This window comes from Anaerococcus obesiensis ph10 (assembly GCF_000311745.1).
GTDB lineage: Bacteria > Bacillota > Clostridia > Tissierellales > Peptoniphilaceae > Anaerococcus > Anaerococcus vaginalis.
In genome coordinates this window covers 573,685-593,688 of the sequence record NZ_HE978531.1, presented here as the reverse complement: position 1 = coordinate 593,688, position 20,004 = coordinate 573,685, and the positions used below count along the sequence as shown (strand labels likewise).

Sequence of the window (20,004 nt, the reverse complement as noted above, 5' to 3'; positions counted from 1 at the left end):
AAGTATGCTTATACAACTATTAGAAGTATTGAAAAAGAAAAAGACTTGCACTTTGCAAGAACTTGCTGAACTGACAGGTGAGGATTTAGATAGTGTAAAAATGAAAATTGAATATCTCGAAAATAATGGATATTTGGTAAAAACTAAAAGGTCTGCAACAAGTAAATGCCAAAGTCAATGTTCGGGATGCTCGAATTGTGTTGTTAATCAAGATGATATTTGGATTGTAAAAGATTGATAATAAACGGTAAATAAATGGAGGAATAAAATGGGAAAGTCTATATGTTTATTTCAAATAATAAGTCGCAATAAAAATAGCCCTTTTTCTATAAACTTTATATCTGTCAGTCTTTTCATATACTCACTCGTCTAAACAATTAAATACAATTAAGGAAAGAACGGGTTTCGTTCATTTTAGAGGACTTTTTATGCCTATGTGCAGAAGTCCTCCTTTTTTTGTCTAAAAACGCAGACAAAAAAAGAAATGGAGGAAACTTTATGGCAAAAGAGTATTACCTTTATGTCAGAGGGCAAAAGGTAAAAGTCAGTGAAGATATTTATAAAGTCTACTGGCGAGAAAAAGAACACGAAAAGTATTTAGAGCAGGTGGACAAGAAAAACCACTTGCTCTTTTTTTCATCATTGGATCATGACGGGAATTTTGTGGATAACCTTGCTGATGAAAGTGTGGATGTAGAAAAAATAATTGAAACTCAGATCTTAATTGAAACAGTCAGAAAGGCTATGTCAAGGCTGAATGATGAAGAAAGGGACATCATAGAGCGTTTGTATTTTAATGATGAAACATTATCGAGTGTAGCAAGAAGTAAGAAAGTAAGCTATCAAGCTATACAATGGCGAAAAAACAATATTCTTAAAAAGCTAAAGGTGCTTTTGAAAGAATTTATAAAGTAAACGCCTTGTAGATGGGGGCAGATTTTCCTTTATAAATTGAAGGGAGATCTGTCCTTATATTTTTTTAAAGAAGTGATGAAAACAATAAAGTTGAAGAGAATCTCTCTTAAAGCCGTTAGGCTATTGTTCCTTGAAAACTGAATAGACCATGACGGGACTTTTAATTACTTAGTGAGCGTAAGGAATTTACGCCATGACTTTCCTGCTGAAGAAATTCGGTTTAAATGAATACTGTCAAAGACAAGGATAGAAGGAAACGAGCGATAAATAAATTTTCTTAAAGCAAAGAACGAGGATAACTTTGCGAGCGATGACCTAAGTAATGATAATGATACTTCTTTAGTGAAAGCCGGCTCATCTTAACAGGGGCGGTGGTGAGATTCCAATGTTGCTTATCCTAAGCACCCGTTAATGTCATAAAACTTTAGATAAAATTATATGAGGAGGATTTAGAATGAATAATGAACTATTAAGATATAGCCTCCAATTATCTATGCTGTCTATGTTACTTTCTAAGCACTTGCTCAGTGATATTGAATATAAAAAGATAAAACTAAAGCTGATGAAAAAGTATAATATCTCTACAGAATTATATTTATAATGTTTTGCAAGTGTGGTATAATAGAACTGCATAGAAAGATACAAAAAGGAGGCAGTGCAGTGAAAAAGGATGTTAAAGTTATTAAAGGTGATACCACACTGAAAAGAACTGCATCAGGGTGTGTTCAACGCTCAATAAAGAGAGTGGCAGCTTATTGCAGAGTTAGTACGGATACTGAAGATCAGATTAATAGCTATAATTCTCAGGTAGAACATTACACAGAATTTATACAGAAAAATAAAGAGTGGACTCTTGCCGGAATATATGCTGACGAGGCGATAACAGGAACACAGGTTGATCGAAGAATTGACTTTCAAAGATTAATAAACGACTGTATGAACGGCGATATAGATATGATAATTACAAAGTCTATATCAAGATTTGCAAGAAATACATTAGACACCTTAAAGTATGTAAGAAAGTTGAAAGAGTTTAATGTTGCGGTCTTTTTTGAAGAGGAAAACATAAACACCTTAACAATGGACGGAGAGTTGCTTTTAACAATTTTAAGTTCAGTTGCGCAACAGGAAGTAGAGAACATTTCAGCCAATGTCAAAAAAGGTTTGAGAATGAAGATGGAAAGAGGAGAAATGGTAGGCTTTCAAGGGTGTTTAGGCTATGACTATGATCCGGAAACTAAAAGCATTTCTATCAATGAAAAAGAAGCTGAGATTGTAAGATATATTTTCAGAAGATATATTGAAGGTGTTGGCGGTATGGTAATCTCCAGAGAACTTGAAGAACAAGGATATTTATCGCCAAGAGGAAATAAAAGATGGACGGAAACAACAGTTTTAGGAATCATAAAAAATGAGAAATATAAAGGGGATCTTATGATGGGAAAGACCTATACGGTTGATCCTATTTCAAAGAGAAGATTGGATAATTTCGGAGAACAGGATAAGTTTTATATAGAGAACCATCACGAGCCAATCATTTCGGAAGAAGATTTTGAAAAAGCTCAAGGTATTAGATTAAGAAGGTCAAAAAACAGAAATACCGTTGCTAATAATGGCGGTAAGAGAGAAAAGTATTCAAGAAAATATGCTTTTAGCAGTATGCTTGAATGTGGATTTTGTGGTCATAATCTTTCAAGAAGAAATTGGCATTCGAGTTCAGAGTATACAAAAGTTATATGGCAGTGTGTCAATGCTACTAAAAACGGAAAGAAGTATTGTCCGCATAGTAAAGGGATTGAAGAAGAAGCCATAGAAAAAGCATTCATGGAAAGTTATCGTCAGGTATGCCACAATAATGTTGAAATTACTAATGAATTCCTTAAAACTGTGGAAGAAGAATTGAAAGACAACAGTTTAGCTAAAGACCTGAAGAAGATAACAAATCAACTTGATAAGATACTAAAGAAAGAAAAGGATCTTGTTGAGTTAAGGCTGAATGAATCAATCAGCATGGATATATATCAGGATAAGTATAATGAAATAGCTATTAGTAAAGAGAAATTACTTGCAGAAAAAAGGACTTTAGAAGTAACACTCACTGATGAAAAAGCGTTGAAGAAAAGGCTCGAGGGGTTTAAAAAATTACTTGAGTCCAATAAATATCTTGAGGAATTTGATAGGGCAGTATTTGAAAGTATAGTAGATAAAATCATCATTGGGGGAACTAACGATGAAGGTGAAATTGATCCTGCAATGATTACTATCATATATAAGACTGGAAAAAAAGATTCTCAGGACGGAAGATTATTCAAGAGCAGAAGAAAAAATGCCAAGGAAGTTAATGAGGAAACTGACAACAAATTGTATCCTCATTCAAGCGACGAGGTTAATAATTTGTATTCCTATCCTATTGACAACACATGTGGAGACTGTAGTATTGATGTCAAGAAAATAGAATAACAAGCTATAAAAGTGTTGAAACTAATGGCTTTTAGGATTTTAGAAGAAATCTTAAAAGCTATTTTTCAATTAGAAAAACACCTTGTGGGAACATATCAATAGTAAAAATCGTAGGGGTGTGTAGACAGAATAGATATTTATAGGGAGAGTGGACAGAATAGACATATAAAATATATTAAAAAAAGAGCTAGCCAAAAATAAATAGGCTAGTTCTTTTAGTTAGAAAGGAATCTGATCATCACTTGAAAAATCAAATCCTGAATTAGAATCATCAGTAAAATCTTTATTGTATTCACTGTGGTCGCATAAGATTCCATCTATAAAAAATCTTGTTTTAGCCCCACAAGTTTCGCAGTATCTGGCATTACTTGGGTTATGATGTATTTCACCAATATCATCAAAACCATTAAAATTCTGAGTATGAATTCCTTCACAATCATTATATAAGTTCGTTCCACATATTTTGCAAAATAATGCATTATCACTAAATTCTTCGTTTCCACATTTAGGACAAATTTTTACTTTCATTGTTGATTCATCAAATTCTACACCATCTTCATAAAGCATATCTCGTTCACCTCTTTTTTCTGTATTCTCTTTAATATAATCTTTCATTGTAGTGGGACTTCCGCATGTTGAGCAGTAATAATCAGTTAGTCTAACTTCGTGATCCTTGTTATCAGAACAAGAGTTATATATAGGAACCCCACATATAGGACAAAATTTTGCATGACGATTAAAGTTGTTATGACCACATATAATACAAGTACTATACTTAATAGAATTGTTACTATCAGATAAACGCTTATATTTAAATCCAAAAGCTAAAGATTTAGAACCACAATTAGCACAATAGTCTGTTCCTTTTTCGTGTTCAACACCACACTCAGGGCAATATATACTGAGAGGATTAAATGTGTTTTTAAAGAAAGAAAGCATAGAATTAGAAAAATCTCTTAAGTCTCTTGAAATGTATTGTAATCTAACCTCAGCAGCTGGGACAGTTATGCTAAATAAATCAGATAGCGTGCTAGGATTTTTCTTTTTTTCAAACATAACAACTTGTTCAGCAAGAGGTGCAGGTGATAATAGATTCCTAGCAAAATTATTTGCTTCTTTTTCAAGTTCTTCGTATTTATGTTTACCAACACCCTTTCTGGATAGAACATCAACACCATACATTTGGTGATGACCAATAAAAATATGTCCTAGTTCATGAGCGATGGTAAATCTAATCCAGTTCTCAGTTTTATCCACGTCATTATAATAAATAATATACTTATTTGTATCGGGTCTATAACTACAAGCGCCTAAATCACTATCGAAAAAATCAATCACATCTTGTAAAGAACAGTTAGCATAATTCATATATTCAGAGTAAGTTTTTACACTGATTTCATTGCTAAAGCAATCAATAATTTTATTTAAATCAATAGGAATTTCAGAGATTTCGGCATCTTCCAATAATTCATATGATTTCTCTAGAGAAATCTTATAATCTGGAGCATACCTCACTATTACATATCTCCATTTGCATCGCCGAATTCTTCTTCAAAATGCTTCTTTAATACCTTTAACATCTCTTCTTTTTTTCCTTGATCCATGTTTCTTGCTGCTCTTTGAATAATACGAATTTCTGGTTCATCATCTATTTGCTTATTTAAGGCAAGCAGATAGTTATAGTCGACTTGTAGAACTTCAGATATAGCCTTAAGAGTGTTATTATCTGGAGTTATTTTATCGTCGTTTTCAATTCTTGAAACTGTAGAATTACTAATTTTTACTTTTTTTGCCAATTCACGCTGAGATATTCCTAGTTCTTCACGTCTATTGGATATAACCTTTCCCAAAGTATCTTTCATAAAACTTCCTCCTTGTAATAAAATTATACCACAAGTGTTGCGCGCAATCAACACTTGTGGTATAATTTATGTTGAATAGATGGAACGAGATAACTTCTATATTTTTTTAAGTTAAGCGTTCCATTAAATCAACAACAAGAAAGAAGTTATTTTATCACAAGCTAAAATATAAAGAAAGGAAGATGCCTATTAAAGAAATTCAAGAAGTAAAAGATGCAAATAATAAACTTATTTGTAAAATTGAAGCAGAAACTGGGATATTACAAAATATCTATAAAAAACAAGAAATTAAAGTTAGACTTGAAGTCGGACAAAGTATTGAACTAGCTAGAGGTGGATGTATCACCTTAGTTAAAAGAATAGATAAAACAGAGTACGACATAAAGAGTTACAAAAAATCAGCATAAATTTTTAAGAGTTGCAAGACGGCCTAATTTATCTTAACGGATGAATTAGGCTTTTTTTATAACAAATTATATCAAGCCTGATTAGCTATAAGGGCGTGAGATACACATATAAACTAATTTCAATCAATTTTGAAAGAAGTATATGGAGTACCTCTAGTTTCTTATAGCCTTTTTTAGGTGAAAGACAACTATGCTCCATAAACTGTAGGTAAAATTTGTATTTCTCGCTCCTTGCTATCGGACAAGAAAGCGAGGAATATTTTGAAAATTAGAAAGACTAGATCGGACGAAAGAACCACGTATGTTTATAGGTTTGCAGATGAAACAAAAGTGGAACTAAAACCAGGAAAAGATGGGATAACAGAAGTGGACATCAAAAAACTACATGCTTTAGACGACAGTGAAGTTTACTATAACAACAAGAATCTAAGACCTGAACGAACTAAAGAAGAGAAAGCTGAAATAGATGCGTGGAAACAAGAATTTATAAGCGACTTTAAAAAGAGTCATGGATACGAACCTAATGAGGATTTGTTAAAAGGAGAAGTAGAGGAAAGATTCCCAAGGAACTATAACTTATCTCTTGATTTCGATAACGATGGGGATATTGATCCAGATAAAAGATTAATAGCAACTATTAAATCCAAAGACATGAATGAAGAATTTGAATGGTCGGAGCATATGGAAAATATACTTTCTTTATTAACGGATAAACAGCGATTAGTAATCAAGTTGATGTTTGTGGATGGATACAAGCAGTCAGAAATTGCAGATTTAATGAACATATCTTCAGCTGCGGTTAAGAAACATTTGGATAAGGCAAAAGAAACAATCAAAAATAATTTTTAAATATTTTAGGACGAGGTTAAAAACTCGTCCTTTTTCTTTGCCTGTGATTTGTAAGGGAGATGACCCTTTCAGAAAGGAGGCAAACATGAGGCACAAAATAATCATCAATGTAACAAATGAGAAGGGACAAAAGACAAATGTCCTTAAAGGTGCAGTCGGAAAAATTCCAAACAGATTAATAAAATTTTTGTTTGGAGACTACAGACAAATTTATCTATTAGACCCTGGTATGACAGTTGATTCAGTGGATGTTAGAGAAATTGAGAAAGGAGAAAAAGGTGTCAAGAATAAAGCTACTGATGGAAATCAAAGAAGATGCAGAGAATCTTGCATCTAGTATAGGTGTCCTTCTAACAGCACTAGAAAGTGATGAGGAACTGCCTAAAGAAGAGAAGGCAAAACAAGAAGAAAAGACCTATGAGATTGAAGATGTTAGAAAGATACTAGCCGACAAATCAAGATTAGGCCATACAGCTAAGATAAGAGAACTCTTAGAAAAGTATGGAGCTAAAAAGTTATCTGAGATTGATCCAAGTAACTATAAGGACTTGGTAGCAGATGTGGAGAAGTTGTAATGGGCGCTCATGCTATTTTATCAGCATCATCTTCTAATAGATGGATTCACTGTCCACCAAGCGTTAAGCTATCTCAAAAATATGAAGATAAAGTTAGTCCTTATGCACTTGAAGGCACCTCAGCTCATGCCTTAGCAGAATATAAACTAAAGAAGTTATTAGGTTTAGATATTAAAGACCCAACAGAGGATTTAGATTTTTATGATGAAGAAATGGATGAGCTAACTGAGGGATATGCTTCATATGTGACAGAAGTAATAAGTAGGTACGAAAGCCCAGCCGTCTTTGTAGAGGAAAGGCTTGACCTATCAGAATATGTTAAGGAGTCATTTGGTACAGCTGACTGTGTAGTTGTTGGAGTAAAAGACCTTCATGTAATTGACTTAAAGTATGGTCAGGGAGTTTTAGTAGATGCTGAAGAAAACACACAACTCATGTTATACGGACTTGGTGCTCTGACTCTCTTCGATGGAATTTATGATATCGAGAAAGTACTTCTTCATATCTATCAACCAAGAAGATGTAATATATCAACTTATGAAATTAAGAAGATAGAGCTTTATAAGTGGGGAGAAACCGTACGAGAGATTGCTGAGAAAGCATATAAAGGCGAGGGGGAATTCTCTTGTGGAGAATGGTGTATTTTCTGCAAAGCTAAGAATAAGTGTAGAAAAAGAGCGGAGAAGAACCTAAAACTAGCACAAGAAGAGTTTACTCTGCCACCAGAACTATCTGATGATGAAATTGAAGATATTTTACCAAGATTAGACGAACTGGAACAATGGGTCAAAGATATCAAGACCTATGCTTTAGAAAGAGCAATGAAGGGCCATAGATGGAGAGATTTAAAACTGGTTGAAGGTAGATCTAATCGAAGATACAGAAATGAAGATGAAGTAGTTAAGAAAGTAAAAGAACTGGGATTCAATCCCTTTGAAGAAAAGTTACTTGGCATCACAGCAATGACCAAGTTATTAGGAAAGAAAGTCTTTGATGAAAATATCACCGACTTATTAGAAAAACCAAAAGGAAAGTTAACCTTAGTAAGCGTTAGAGACAAACGAGAAGAAGTAAAAATTGACAATGTTAAAGAAGAATTCGGAGGTAAATAATATGTCAAATATCAATAAAACAAAAGTAATTACAGGTGAAGTTAGATTAAGCTATGCGAATGTTTGGGAACCAAAGTCAATCAATGGTGGTAAGGAAAGATACTCAGTATCCATTATCATCCCAAAGAGTGATCAAAAGACAATCGAAAAAATTGAAAAAGCAGTGGATGCTGCTATTGATGAAGGGCTTTCTAAATTTAATGGAAAGAAACCAAATAAGAAGTCTATCAAACTTCCATTAAGAGATGGTGACACAGAAAAAGATGATGAGGCTTATGCAGATGCATATTTCTTAAATGCCAACTCTATGACAGCACCTCAAATTGTGGATAGAAACGTAGAACCAATCTTAGATAGAAGTGAAGTCTACTCAGGAGTTTATGCAAGAGTATCCCTTAACTTCTATGCCTACAATGTAAATGGAAATAAGGGCGTAGCGGTTGGGCTAGGGAATATTCAAAAGCTAAGAGATGGTCAACCTCTAGGAAATAGGTCTAACGCAGCAGATGACTTTGATGCTATGGACGATGATGACGAAGATTTCTTAGCATAGGAGGACTTTATATGAAAGAAACAATTTTAGCTATTTTGATGGGATTATGGTCTTACTACTGGTATAAGTTAGGCTATGTTCAGGCTCAAATTAATGAAACACAAAAGAGAATCAGGGAAATTTATAGAGATATAGAGAAACGATTGGATGAAACGCAAAGAACTATTGATAAATGCATCCAATCATTGGACGAAATTAAATATAAATGAAGAAAATATCAATAGATCTTGAGACCTATTCTTCAGTTGATTTAGGCAAAAGTGGTGTATACAAATATGCCGAGAGTGAGGATTTTGAAATCCTCCTCTTTGCCTATTCTATTAATGATGAAGATGTTAAGGTCATAGATTTGGCAAGCGGAGAGATTATTCCTAAAGAAATATTATCAGCACTTAGTGATGAAAGTATAGAAAAGTGGGCTTTTAATGCAAACTTTGAAAGGGCATGTTTATCAAGGTTTTTAGGTAAGAGACTAAAACCTCAAGGTTGGTATTGCACCATGATTTGGTCAGCCTATCTTGGTCTACCTCTATCGCTTGAAAAAGTTGGAGAGGTTTTAAAACTTGATAAGCAAAAAATGAATGAAGGCAAGGGCCTTATTAGATATTTTTCTATTCCTTGCAAACCTACTAAGACTAATGGTATGAGGACAAGAAATCTACCCCATCATGATTTAGAAAAGTGGTCTACCTTTAAGGAATACAACCAAAGAGACGTGGAAACAGAAATAGCTATAAAGAAAAAACTATCAGCATTTCCCATGCCTCGATCAGAATGGGAAAACTACTGGATAGACCAGAATATCAACGATAGAGGAATTTTAATTGATGAAGTTTTAGTTGATTCAGCTATTAAATTTGATGAAATCTTACGAGAAGAAAATATGGATAGAGCCATAGAATTAACAGGTCTTGAAAATCCAAATTCTCCTATGCAGCTTAAAGAATGGCTGAATGAGAAAGGCTTAGAGATAGATTCTTTAGCTAAAAAAGATGTAGAGTCTGCTCTTAAAAACGCTGAAGGTGATATTAAAGAAGTCTTGGAACTTAGACAGGAATTATCTAAGTCTTCAGTTAGAAAATATGACGCTATGAAAAATGTAAAAGGAAAAGACAATAGAGCAAGGGGTCTGATCCAATTTTATGGAGCAAATAGAACTGGAAGGTATTCAGGAAGGCTTATTCAAGTTCAAAACTTAAGAAGAAACAATCTAAAAGACTTAGAACTAGCTAGGAGCCTTGTAAAAAATAGAGATTACGAAACTATGGAGATTCTATATGATTCACCATCTGATGTCTTATCCCAATTAATAAGGACAGCCTTTATACCAAAAGAAGGCACCAGGTTTATTATTTCTGACTTTTCAGCAATAGAGGCCCGTGTCCTTGCATGGCTTGCAGGAGAACAATGGGTACTAGATGCATTTGAAAATGGAGAAGATATCTATTGCAGAACAGCATCGAGGATGTTTGGAGTGCCAGTTGAAAAGCATGGAGTAAATGGTCATCTTAGACAAAAAGGAAAGATAGCGACGTTAGCTTGTATTGCTGAAGGCGAGTTGGTTCTTACAGATAAGGGGTTAGTTCCTATAGAAAACCTTACAAAAGCTCATAAATTATGGGATGGAGAAAACTGGGTTTCACATGATGGAGTTATATATAAGGGGATAGGAGAAGTGATTGAATATGATGGGCTTAGAGCAACAAAAGACCATATCGTATGGATCGAGGGGCAAGAAAAGCCAATACAATTTGGAGAAGCTGCCACCAGCGGAGCACATCTCCTACAATCAGGAGATGGTAGGAGAGCAATATGGGTGGGTGAAGATTATAAGCCCAGAAAAAAGATGGGCGAAAAACTGGAATTCTTGTTATGTCCTCACAAGATGTCAAGGCTGTGGAAGCATTCAATGGCAAGACAGGGGAAATTTAACAACAGGAAGGTCAAAAGGATGTCAAGCTTGCTCCCAGCCAAGACAAATTCCACGATGGTTGGACAGAAGGCTAACAGCAGCAAAGCAAAGGTGTACCAACCCAAAAGATCCAGAGTTCAAAAACTATGGAAAAAGAGGAATAAAATTCAAGTTTCCATCAATTCTAGAGGCAGGTCTTTATTTAATAGAAAGATTTGGATTGCCAAAAAGAGAACTAGAAATAGACAGAATAGACAACAATGGGCATTACGAAAGAGGCAACTTAAGATTTGCGACTCGTATAGAGAATGCTTCGAACAAGAGAAATACTGTATTAACAGAATTTCATCAAAAATACTGGCCTTATGCACGAAGTGTTGTTATAAGGAAACTTTCAAAAGGATTAAGCCGAGACGAAATTATAGAGGATGCAGAATTAGCTGTATTCGAGAAAAGAAAAAATTGGAAAGGTATAGAAGCAAGACTAGACTTTATGATATACGAAATGCCGGAAAGAATAACCGTTTTACCGTATCAGGGAAATTAGTTCACAACTGTGGCTACCAAGGAGCCTTAGGTGCTCTTAAAGCAATGGGTGGTATTGAGATGGGTTTATCTGAAGATGAACTTCAATCAATAGTTGATTCCTGGCGAGAGGCTAATCCAAATATAGTGAGTCTTTGGTGGGATATTGATTCAGTTGTAAAAAGAGTCGTAAAGACTAGAACAAAAGAAAAATACAAGAATTTAGTTATTAGCTATGAAAAAGGCATTCTTTTTATACAACTACCCTCAAAAAGAAGACTTGCTTATCCAAAGGCAAAAATCGGGATTAATCGATTTGGTGGAGAATCAATTGTCTATGAAGGAATCGTAGTAGGAAATAAGTGGGACAAGATAGAATCCTACGGAGGAAAATTTGTAGAAAATATTGTTCAAGCAATAGCCAGAGATATTCTCGCTGAGGCTATGATGAGGCTTGACAAAAAAGGATTTAATATCGTCATGCATATCCATGATGAAGTTGTAATAGAAAGTGATTCATCTAGCATAGAAGAAATAAATGAAATCATGTCTTTAGTTCCTATTTGGGCTCCTGGACTTATCTTAGATGCAGATGGATTTGAAAGTGAATTTTATAAGAAAGATTAATGGAGGTTTATTCATGTTTTATGTTAAAGAAAAAATAAATGATGTCATGGAAATAAGCATTGAAATAAATGATGAGAATGTTTTTTGCACCTGTCCAAAGTGTGGAAAAGAAGTTCGAGTAGATTTAGTTGAAGTATTGGAAGAGGGAGATTTAGTTTCTACCCAAGTTTGCTGTAATACTTGTAGTGAAACAATGAGGGATATTTATGAATAAGGAACTATACAACGGGAGTGGGTGCAAGGATCCCACTCCTTATCAAGCAATTAAAAATACAGAGAAGAGATACTATCCCTTGGTATATATCTGCAGTTCATTTTCTGGAGATATTGAAAATAATGTAATCAAGGCACAGAAGTACTCTCGCTATGCTTTGGATAAAGAAAATATTCCCATAGCACCACATCTTTTATTTCCCCAGTTTATGAGTGATAAAAGTGAGAGAGGACTTGCCATGCATTTTAATTATGTCCTTCTTGGAAAATGTGAAGAAGTATGGGTCTTTGGTGACAAGATAAGTCCTGGAATGGCTGAAGAAATAAGAGTTGCTGAGAAGAGAAAAATGAAGATTCGATATATAAAGGAGGTATCCTAATTGAAAATATACACCTCAAATTTAATAGGAGTTGAGTCAAACTGTGTTTATCCAAATGAGATTAATGCAGTAGATGTAAGGTCTTTTGAGAAGGCAGCAAGTTTTGATCATGTAATGGCTAAGTATAAAAACTCCTACAGGTCCAATGATAATTTTATAGAGTCAGAATGTATACCAATGGATATAGACAACGATCATTCAGAAAATCCAGATGATTGGATTTCAGTCAATGATTTAAAGAGAATATTTGATGGAGTTAAATTTGCCATAGTTTACAGCAGAAACCATAGAAAAGAAAAGAATGGAAAAGCTGCAAGACCAAGAATGCACATATATTTTCCAATTCCTAAGATTACAAATTTAGCTGAATATGTAGGAATAAAAGAAAAATTGTCAGAGACCTATACTTTCTTTGATGGAAATGCCTTAGATGGAGCGAGGTTTTTCTTTGGAGTAAAGAACCCTGCTGTTGAAATAGTTAGGGGAAGGAAATATATAACTGATATTTTAAAAGATAACTTTGAAAATTTTGATAATTCTCAAGACTTGATTCAGCAAGGCTCTAGAAATTCAACTATGAACCATTTTGCAGGTAGGGTTTTAATTCGATATGGAAATACAGATGAGGCAAGAGAATTATTCGATAAAAAAGCATCACTTTGTTCTCCACCATTAGAAGATGATGAACTAGAACAAATCTGGAGGTCTGCTTGTAAATTCTATAAAAAGGTAGCAGCAAGCGAAAATTATGTGCCACCTGAAGAATACAATGAAAGATATGAGGAATATAAGCCAGAGAAACTTACAGATATAGCAATGGCTGAAATCTTTACTAAGCACAACAAAGATAAAGCTATCTACACGATATCTCAAGGCTGGCTTTATTGGACGGGCAAGAAGTGGGAAGATTCTGAGCTAAAAGTAATGAGTCTTTATATGGAGACTGCCAAAAAAGTTTTAGAAAATGCAAGTATTGAATTTAAAGAGACATATCAAGAACTAGCAGATGCTGAAATGATGGGAAATAAGGAAGAAAAAGCACAAGCAAAGTTAAAAGTAAATACCGCAAAAGCCTACCTTAATTTTGCTAAAAAGATGAACGACCACGGAAAAGTATCTGGAATATTAAAACTAGCTAAATCTTTGTTAGAAGTTAAAAATGAAAAACTTGATGCAGATGCTTTTATTTTAAATACACCTGTTGGAGTTATTGATTTAAAAACAAGTGAAATAAAAGAGCATGACCCGTCTTACTATTGCACGAAGATTACTGCCCTAGCTCCAAGTAAGGATAATATGGATATGTGGATAGATACTTTAAGGGATGTAACTGGTGGAGATAATGAGTTTATAAATTTCTTAAAGTTCCATGCAGGGTCTACATTAATAGGTCATGTTTATGAAGAAGCACTCCTTATAGCTTACGGAGATGGAGGAAATGGGAAATCTACAGTCTTTAATTCAGAGGCTCATGTTCTTGGAGACTATGCAGGTAAAATCCCAGCTGAGTCTTTAACAACAAGAGCAAAGAATGTGAAGGTTGATCTTGCGGAGTTATGTGGTAAGAGATTTATTCTAGCCTCTGAAACAGAAGAGGGTCAAAGACTGTCAAGTTCTATGCTAAAGCAGATAGCAAGTGTTGATGATATTTCAGCAGAAAGAAAATACTATGCACCCTTTTCATTTACGCCAACGCATTCTACTATTCTCTATACAAACCATCTACCAAAGGTAGGCTCTAATGATAGAGGAACCTGGAGAAGAATTGTGGTGGCTCCATTTTCTGTCGCCATCAAAAACCCTAAGACAGACTATATAGATAAGCTTCTAGAAAAAGCAGGAGGAGCAATTCTACAGTGGATGATTGAAGGAGCAAAAGAATATATAGATGCAGGCTTTAAATATCCAAAGTGTAATGTAGTAGATGATGCAAAAAGATCATATAAAGAAGAAAATGACTGGATAAACCATTTTATTTCAGATAAATGCATAAAAGGAACAAATTATAAAGAGATGAGTGCAAGGTTATATCAAGTTTATCGTGAGTGGGCTGGTTCAAATGGAGAATACATTAGGAACAATAGAGATTTTTCACGAGCCCTTATAGCAGAAGGTTATGAAAAGAAAAGGACAAATAGGGGAATTGAATGGGGCGGTATAACCATCAATGATTTAATGGAGTCGGAAGACGACTTTTTATAAATGCATCTTAGTGTAGCATTTATAGGCTAAATAAAGATGATTGTATAGAAAAAAAGTTTTTCTTAATTAATGAAAAATGTATACACTAAACTACAAAAAGACATGACTATTTACACTTGACTTAATAATGAAATGGCTTAATATACGCATTTTGTATGGTGTGAATAGTTATAGCCTACTTTCTTTTATATATTATTTTTATTCTCTCGTGTAAAAGGTTTATATAAAGCTACACTATACAACACTTAAAAAAATGGAGGATTTATGAATTTCTATAATTACATGATGAAAAATCACTTAAATGAAAAGTCTCCAAGAGGAGATTTAGCAAGAGATATGAAGGAAGATAGAGACTTTCCTAAAAATAAAATAGGGAAATTTAAGGGCTGGAAAAAACTGATTAAAAATTATTTAGAAAGCCAGGGTGCTTGTTATGATTGTATGATAACTTTTGAGAACGCATGGAGGGAGTATGAAAATTGCGAGAGAAAGAGATTGAATCTGCCCTTGTTAAAAGAGTAAAAGAGAATAAGGGTCTATGTCTTAAGTTTACATCTCCTTCAATGACGGGAATACCAGACAGGATAATACTTCTACCTAAAGGTAAAATCGGATTTGTTGAAACAAAAAGACCTGGAGGAGAACCGAGACCAATCCAGAAAAAGAGAATAAGGCAATTTAAAGATTTAGGTTTTAAGGTTTATGTTCTTGATTCAAAAGAAAAAATCGATGAAATAATAAAGAGAATCGGAGGTGACTAATTGGAATACACTCCACATAAATATCAAAACTATGCTACTGAGTTTATAAAAGAAAATAAAGAATCAGCACTTCTACTGGACATGGGTCTCGGCAAGACGGTTATAAGCTTAACAGCTATAAAAGACTTACTCTTTGATTCTTTTGAAATTTCTAAAGTCTTAATAATAGCGCCACTAAGAGTTGCTAGAGATACATGGAAGGAAGAAATAGAAAAATGGTCCCATCTTGATATCTTAAAATATTCAGTGGTCATAGGTAGTGAAAAAGAAAGAATAAAAGCATTAAATAAGCAGGCAGATATTTATATAATCAATAGGGAAAATGTAGACTGGCTAATAAATAAGAGCGTACTACCATTTAACTACGACATGATCGTAATTGATGAATTATCATCTTTTAAATCTCATAGGTCAAAGAGGTTTAAAGCATTGATGAAAGTTAGACCAAAGGTAAAAAGAATAGTTGGACTTACTGGAACTCCATCATCCAATGGTCTAATGGACTTATGGGCTGAGTTTAGACTGCTTGATATGGGAGAGAGACTTGGTAGATTTATCGGTCAGTACAGGGAAGTCTACTTCAAACCAGATAAGAGAAATGGACCAATCATTTATTCTTACAAACCACTGCCTTTTGCTGAAGATGCAATCTATGAAAAGATATCAGATATAACAGTTTCTATGAAAGCTGAAGATTACCTAAAAATGCCAAAGAAGATAAACAATGAAGTCTTTGTAAATCTATCAGATAAAGAAAAAGATATCTACGAGACACTAAAAAAAGACTTGGTAGTTAGTATTAAGGATAAAGATATAGATGCAGTCAATGCTGCAGCCCTTTCTAATAAGTTACTGCAAATGGCGTCAGGCTCTGTTTATGATGAAGATAAAAATATGATTCATATCCATGATAGAAAGCTTGATGCCTTGGAAGATTTAATAGAAGGGGCAAATGGTAAGCCTGTTCTTATTGCTTATTGGTATAAGTCAGATTTGAAAAGAATAAAAGATAAGTTTGATGTAATAGAACTTAAGACAAGTAAGGACTTTAAAGAATGGAATCAAGGTAAAATTCCAGTTGCCATTATCCATCCAGCATCTGCTGGTCATGGATTAAACCTACAAGCTGGAGGTTCAACACTAATTTGGTTTTCTCTTACTTGGTCTTTAGAACTTTATGAACAAACCAATGCCAGACTATATAGGCAGGGTCAGAAAGAAACAGTTGTGATTCATCATATCCTAGCAAAGGAAACCATTGATGAAGATGTAATGAAAGCATTAGAAAATAAGAATAAGACACAAGCTGCACTTATTGATGCAGTAAAAGCAAATCTAAAATGAGTAGAGGTTCTATAGAGAACTTACCTCAAAACTTATGGAGGTAAGAAATGAACGCAAAAGAATATTTAAAACAAGCTTTTTATTTAGACAAGAGAATTAATAGCAAGCTGGAGCAAGTTGAATCACTCAACGCTCTAGCAACAAAAGCTACATCGACCTTATCGGATATGCCTAAGAGTCCTAATAGAGGATCATCAAAACTTGAGGATACTATTGTTAAGATCATAGACCTTCAAGAAGAAATTAATAGGGACATAGATAAGTTGGTGGATTTAAAGAAAGAAATCGTAAGAACAATAAAAAAGATTGAAGATAAAGAACTTCAAGTCGTTTTAGAAAAAAGATATCTTTGTTTTGAATCTTGGGAGAAGATAGCGGTTGAGATGAATTACTCAATTCAGCATATCTTTAGACTTCATAGTAAGGCTTTAAAAAATATAGAAGTATAAAAAATCGGGTGACGCATCAATGCATCACCCGCAAAACTTTCGTTTTCAATTCGTGTTTTTATTATAGTATTAAATTTAAAACTTGTCCAGGATATCGTGGTGTCCTATATCTAAAAGAAATATCAATTCATTATTTTCATAGAACCAAATAATTCGAATATCCATGTTAACAGAAGACTCCCATATTCCATCTGTACCTTGTATTTTCTTAGTTCTTAAAGATGGATGGGTAGGATTTTCTACGAAAAATTTAAGTTTCTTTTTCGTTTGATTCTTTTCAGTATCAGATAGTTTTTAATAATGTTTTTTAAAGGCTTTCGAATAAGTAATTTTATAGGACATTACTTGTCTAACTCCTCGAATAGAGAGTCGATAGAATCAAAAACAGGTTGAGTCCCATTTTTTATAGATTCTTTAATTTCTTTTACTTCAGCTTTTAAATTTTTTATGACGTGTTCTGGATAGATTGCAACTGGAACGAGTACAATTTTTCCGTCATCTTCTATAACTTCAAATTGATCGCCTTGGTTTAATTCCATAGAGTTTACTATGTCTTTTGGGATAGTAACTTGTGATTTAGCTTTTAGTTCAACCAACATAACAAGACCTCCTTAGTTAGAAATTCATACTTTCTAACTAAATTATATTTTCTTCTAATGAAAAAGTCAAGTGGAGAGTAAAGTTGATAGAATGAGAGTAAGTAGTTGTAGTATAGTTAGAATAGCAAAAGAATAATAAAACGAGCCTTGGAGATTTAATCTTCAGGGCTTTCTTTATGGAGTGATAAAGTGCCAAGTAAACCAAAGAGACCATGTTCACATCCAGGTTGTCCTGAATTAGTTGACGGACGATTCTGCAAGAAACATGAGAAAGAATACAACAGAAACTATGAAAAATATAAAAGAGATCCTAGAACTCATAAGCGTTATGGAAAAGCATGGAGACTTATAAGAAAAAGATATGTAGCAGAGCATCCACTTTGTGAGATGTGTTTAAAAGAAAATAGAATGACAAAGGTAGAGGAAGTACATCACATACTTCCTCTTTCTCGTGGTGGAACTAATGACGAAGATAATCTTATGAGTCTTTGTAAATCTTGTCACTCAAAGATTCATGCAAAGAGTGGGGATAGATTTGGAGGATAGTTTTCCGTGGGGAGGGGGAGTCGTTATCTTAAAAGCTGATTTCCCTACCAACGGTGCCGCCCTCTCACGCACAAAAAAACGGGTTCAAAGGGGGTATTAAAGAACATCTTTCCAATTAGGAGGAAAACCCATAAATTTATAGTTGAAGTATCCTTGGTATTTATTAAAGGTATTTTCTAAATCTTTTAAAAGGGATTCCCATTGGTCGTTTGAGTTTAAAATTCTCTTTATGATTAAAAGAATGGGGAATATTTTATTTTGCTTGCCCTTATATTGTTCGTTTTCAGAATAAAGGCGGGGAGTTTCTTTTAAAGGCATATTATAAAGTCGAGTGTAATGGGCACAAATATTTCTTACTTCAACGAGACATAGAATCCAATTTTTTAAATATTTAGGATCTGTGTTGTAATAATTAGAAATTTCTTTTTGATCTTCATCCTTAAGAATACTAAACAAAGAAGATAAATTTCCAAAAGACATGAGTTCAACGGATACCCAGATTGGAAACTTTCCATCATATTTTTTTAGGTGGTGTTTAACAAATGGTTTATTCTTTTGCCTGTCAACTTCGTTGCTCAGATTCTCATTTATGATGGAATATATGGTTTGGCCTTTTTTATTTGTTTTATGAATAAAATTATCTTCGTGCATAAGTACATCGGAACCATACGTCATAGCTAGATGATAAGCAATTTGTGTTCTAAGCTCTATTTCAATTTGCTCAATAGTTCTAATGAGGTTGTTTTTAAATTGGCTATCAAAGCAATAAAGGTTAAAGAGATGCTCGATAGTAATATAATCCTTATAATGCTCTTTATTATTATATTTTTTAAGACCAATACCATAACCTGAAAGTCTGTAATAATTTACTTTTTTCAAAATTTCTGTTGCATAAACTTCATCTTTGATTTTTAAGTTATGGTCAATTTTTAATTTGGTAATTTGATCTTCGTAGTTTAAAGCAGGTTTTAATGTCATATAAGTTCTCCTTAATATAAAAAAGCCCTCTCCGTGGTCCGCATGTAGAAAATCTACATTAAGCGTGGAGAGGTTCTGTTAAATTAATTATAACATAGAACTAGTCAAAGTCAATAACATACATGAGAAAAGAAATAAAACAACTAGGAGGTGATACTATCGCTAAAGACGGAACATACAGAGGTGGAAGAAGAGTAAAAGCAGGAGGGAAACCACAGCCTGCTGCTGAAAAAATAGAAAAAGGTAAAAAAGTAGAAATACTAATGAATGATATTCCAACATTTACTCCAGAAGAAATAGATGCAGTTGACTTACCAGATGGAGCAGTTCTTGATGGAACAGATATGCCAACACCTAGTGACTACCTGTCTGCGAAGCAGAAGAATGGTATACCACTAGGTGCTGATGAAATATATAAAGAGACTTGGGGATGGTTAAAACAGAGGAACTGTGAAAACTTAGTAAATCCAAGATTATTAGAATCATACTCCCAGGCTTTTGCAAGATACATTCAATGTGAAGAGGCAATAAGTCAATTTGGACTTTTAGGAAAGCATCCTACTACGGGAGGGGTTATTGCATCTCCATTTGTACAGATGTCTAGTCAGTTTCAAAAGACAGCAAATCTTTTATGGTATGAGATTTATGACATAGTTAAAGAAAATTGCACGGAAGTTTATGAAGACTATGGGGAAGATATGATGGAAAAATTACTAAGGAGTAGAAAGTAAGGTG

Annotated in this window: 24 protein-coding genes; 20 read left to right on the top strand and 4 right to left on the bottom strand. The window is 33.8% G+C overall.

Translation table 11 applies throughout. The features are described 5' to 3' along the window. The first annotated feature begins 4 nt into the window (after positions 1-4). The 3 genes from HGAG_RS03085 (at position 5) to HGAG_RS03070 (ending at position 3,375) form a co-directional block, all read left to right on the top strand. Complete coding sequence (locus HGAG_RS03085) at positions 5-238, top strand: hypothetical protein (protein WP_000908215.1); 234 nt, start codon at positions 5-7, stop codon at positions 236-238. Positions 239-498: 260 nt separating this feature from the next. Further along, the gene (locus tag HGAG_RS03080) at positions 499-915 is read left to right on the top strand and encodes a sigma factor-like helix-turn-helix DNA-binding protein (RefSeq protein WP_001051307.1); all 417 of its coding nucleotides are present in this window, start codon (positions 499-501) and stop codon (positions 913-915) included. A 660-nt stretch (positions 916-1,575) separates the two neighbouring features. Then, positions 1,576-3,375 (top strand): recombinase family protein, encoded by a 1,800-nt coding sequence (locus tag HGAG_RS03070; RefSeq protein ID WP_019117880.1) that lies wholly within the window; start codon positions 1,576-1,578, stop codon positions 3,373-3,375. 219 nt (positions 3,376-3,594) lie between these two features. Here the strand turns inward: HGAG_RS03070 and HGAG_RS03065 are convergent, their stop codons facing one another. Further along, on the bottom strand, positions 3,595-4,890 hold the full coding sequence (locus HGAG_RS03065; protein ID WP_019117879.1) for an ImmA/IrrE family metallo-endopeptidase: 1,296 nt from the start codon (positions 4,888-4,890) through the stop codon (positions 3,595-3,597). Between the two features lie 2 nt (positions 4,891-4,892). Next, positions 4,893-5,237 carry a helix-turn-helix domain-containing protein gene (locus HGAG_RS11105; protein WP_019117878.1) on the bottom strand — a complete coding sequence of 115 codons (345 nt, stop codon included), beginning with the start codon at positions 5,235-5,237 and terminating at the stop codon, positions 4,893-4,895. 182 nt (positions 5,238-5,419) lie between these two features. On the opposite strand from HGAG_RS11105, the gene HGAG_RS03055 reads away from it, so the two are divergent. The 15 genes from HGAG_RS03055 (at position 5,420) to HGAG_RS02985 (ending at position 17,146) form a co-directional block, all read left to right on the top strand. Continuing rightward, entirely contained in the window at positions 5,420-5,644 is a 225-nt protein-coding gene (locus HGAG_RS03055; RefSeq protein WP_019117877.1) for a hypothetical protein, read from the top strand. 261 nt (positions 5,645-5,905) lie between these two features. Beyond that, on the top strand, positions 5,906-6,493 hold the full coding sequence (locus HGAG_RS03050) for an RNA polymerase sigma factor (RefSeq protein ID WP_019117876.1): 588 nt from the start codon (positions 5,906-5,908) through the stop codon (positions 6,491-6,493). Positions 6,494-6,578: 85 nt separating this feature from the next. After that, positions 6,579-6,830, top strand: a complete 252-nt coding sequence (locus tag HGAG_RS03045; protein ID WP_019117875.1) for a hypothetical protein — start codon at positions 6,579-6,581, stop codon at positions 6,828-6,830. Continuing rightward, positions 6,793-7,068 (top strand): hypothetical protein, encoded by a 276-nt coding sequence (locus HGAG_RS03040; protein WP_019117874.1) that lies wholly within the window; start codon positions 6,793-6,795, stop codon positions 7,066-7,068. The genes HGAG_RS03045 and HGAG_RS03040 overlap by 38 nt, the downstream gene beginning before the upstream one ends. Continuing rightward, entirely contained in the window at positions 7,068-8,180 is a 1,113-nt protein-coding gene (locus HGAG_RS03035; protein ID WP_019117873.1) for a DUF2800 domain-containing protein, read from the top strand. Before HGAG_RS03040 ends, HGAG_RS03035 begins: the two co-directional genes overlap by 1 nt. Before the next feature lies 1 nt (position 8,181). After that, entirely contained in the window at positions 8,182-8,733 is a 552-nt protein-coding gene (locus tag HGAG_RS03030; RefSeq protein WP_019117872.1) for a DUF2815 family protein, read from the top strand. 11 nt (positions 8,734-8,744) lie between these two features. After that, positions 8,745-8,942 carry a hypothetical protein gene (locus tag HGAG_RS03025; protein WP_019117871.1) on the top strand — a complete coding sequence of 66 codons (198 nt, stop codon included), beginning with the start codon at positions 8,745-8,747 and terminating at the stop codon, positions 8,940-8,942. Beyond that, entirely contained in the window at positions 8,939-11,797 is a 2,859-nt protein-coding gene (locus HGAG_RS11925) for a DNA polymerase (RefSeq protein ID WP_019117870.1), read from the top strand. The genes HGAG_RS03025 and HGAG_RS11925 overlap by 4 nt, the downstream gene beginning before the upstream one ends. Before the next feature lie 13 nt (positions 11,798-11,810). Continuing rightward, positions 11,811-12,011, top strand: a complete 201-nt coding sequence (locus HGAG_RS03015) for a hypothetical protein (protein ID WP_019117869.1) — start codon at positions 11,811-11,813, stop codon at positions 12,009-12,011. Next, positions 12,004-12,390 (top strand): DUF7768 domain-containing protein, encoded by a 387-nt coding sequence (locus HGAG_RS03010; protein ID WP_019117868.1) that lies wholly within the window; start codon positions 12,004-12,006, stop codon positions 12,388-12,390. Before HGAG_RS03015 ends, HGAG_RS03010 begins: the two co-directional genes overlap by 8 nt. Continuing rightward, positions 12,391-14,592, top strand: a complete 2,202-nt coding sequence (locus HGAG_RS03005; protein ID WP_019117867.1) for a phage/plasmid primase, P4 family — start codon at positions 12,391-12,393, stop codon at positions 14,590-14,592. Positions 14,593-14,856: 264 nt separating this feature from the next. Next, the gene (locus HGAG_RS03000; protein WP_019117866.1) at positions 14,857-15,114 is read left to right on the top strand and encodes a sterile alpha motif-like domain-containing protein; all 258 of its coding nucleotides are present in this window, start codon (positions 14,857-14,859) and stop codon (positions 15,112-15,114) included. Beyond that, positions 15,072-15,353, top strand: a complete 282-nt coding sequence (locus tag HGAG_RS02995) for a VRR-NUC domain-containing protein (RefSeq protein ID WP_019117865.1) — start codon at positions 15,072-15,074, stop codon at positions 15,351-15,353. The genes HGAG_RS03000 and HGAG_RS02995 overlap by 43 nt, the downstream gene beginning before the upstream one ends. Then, a complete protein-coding gene (locus tag HGAG_RS02990) occupies positions 15,354-16,697 on the top strand; it encodes a DEAD/DEAH box helicase (protein WP_019117864.1) in 1,344 nt (447 codons plus the stop codon). Positions 16,698-16,744: 47 nt separating this feature from the next. Continuing rightward, positions 16,745-17,146, top strand: a complete 402-nt coding sequence (locus HGAG_RS02985) for a DUF1492 domain-containing protein (protein ID WP_019117863.1) — start codon at positions 16,745-16,747, stop codon at positions 17,144-17,146. Positions 17,147-17,487: 341 nt separating this feature from the next. On the opposite strand, the gene HGAG_RS02980 is transcribed toward HGAG_RS02985, so the two are convergent. Next, positions 17,488-17,745, bottom strand: coding sequence for an AbrB/MazE/SpoVT family DNA-binding domain-containing protein (locus tag HGAG_RS02980; protein WP_019117862.1), 258 nt, complete (start codon positions 17,743-17,745; stop codon positions 17,488-17,490). A 189-nt stretch (positions 17,746-17,934) separates the two neighbouring features. On the opposite strand from HGAG_RS02980, the gene HGAG_RS02975 reads away from it, so the two are divergent. After that, positions 17,935-18,291, top strand: coding sequence for an HNH endonuclease (locus HGAG_RS02975; RefSeq protein ID WP_019117861.1), 357 nt, complete (start codon positions 17,935-17,937; stop codon positions 18,289-18,291). Positions 18,292-18,387: 96 nt separating this feature from the next. On the opposite strand, the gene HGAG_RS02965 is transcribed toward HGAG_RS02975, so the two are convergent. Beyond that, complete coding sequence (locus HGAG_RS02965; protein WP_019117859.1) at positions 18,388-19,269, bottom strand: Abi family protein; 882 nt, start codon at positions 19,267-19,269, stop codon at positions 18,388-18,390. 122 nt (positions 19,270-19,391) lie between these two features. Here HGAG_RS02965 and HGAG_RS02960 point away from each other — a divergent pair, with 122 nt between their 5' ends. After that, positions 19,392-20,000 carry a P27 family phage terminase small subunit gene (locus tag HGAG_RS02960; protein ID WP_019117858.1) on the top strand — a complete coding sequence of 203 codons (609 nt, stop codon included), beginning with the start codon at positions 19,392-19,394 and terminating at the stop codon, positions 19,998-20,000. Positions 20,001-20,004: the final 4 nt, after the last annotated feature.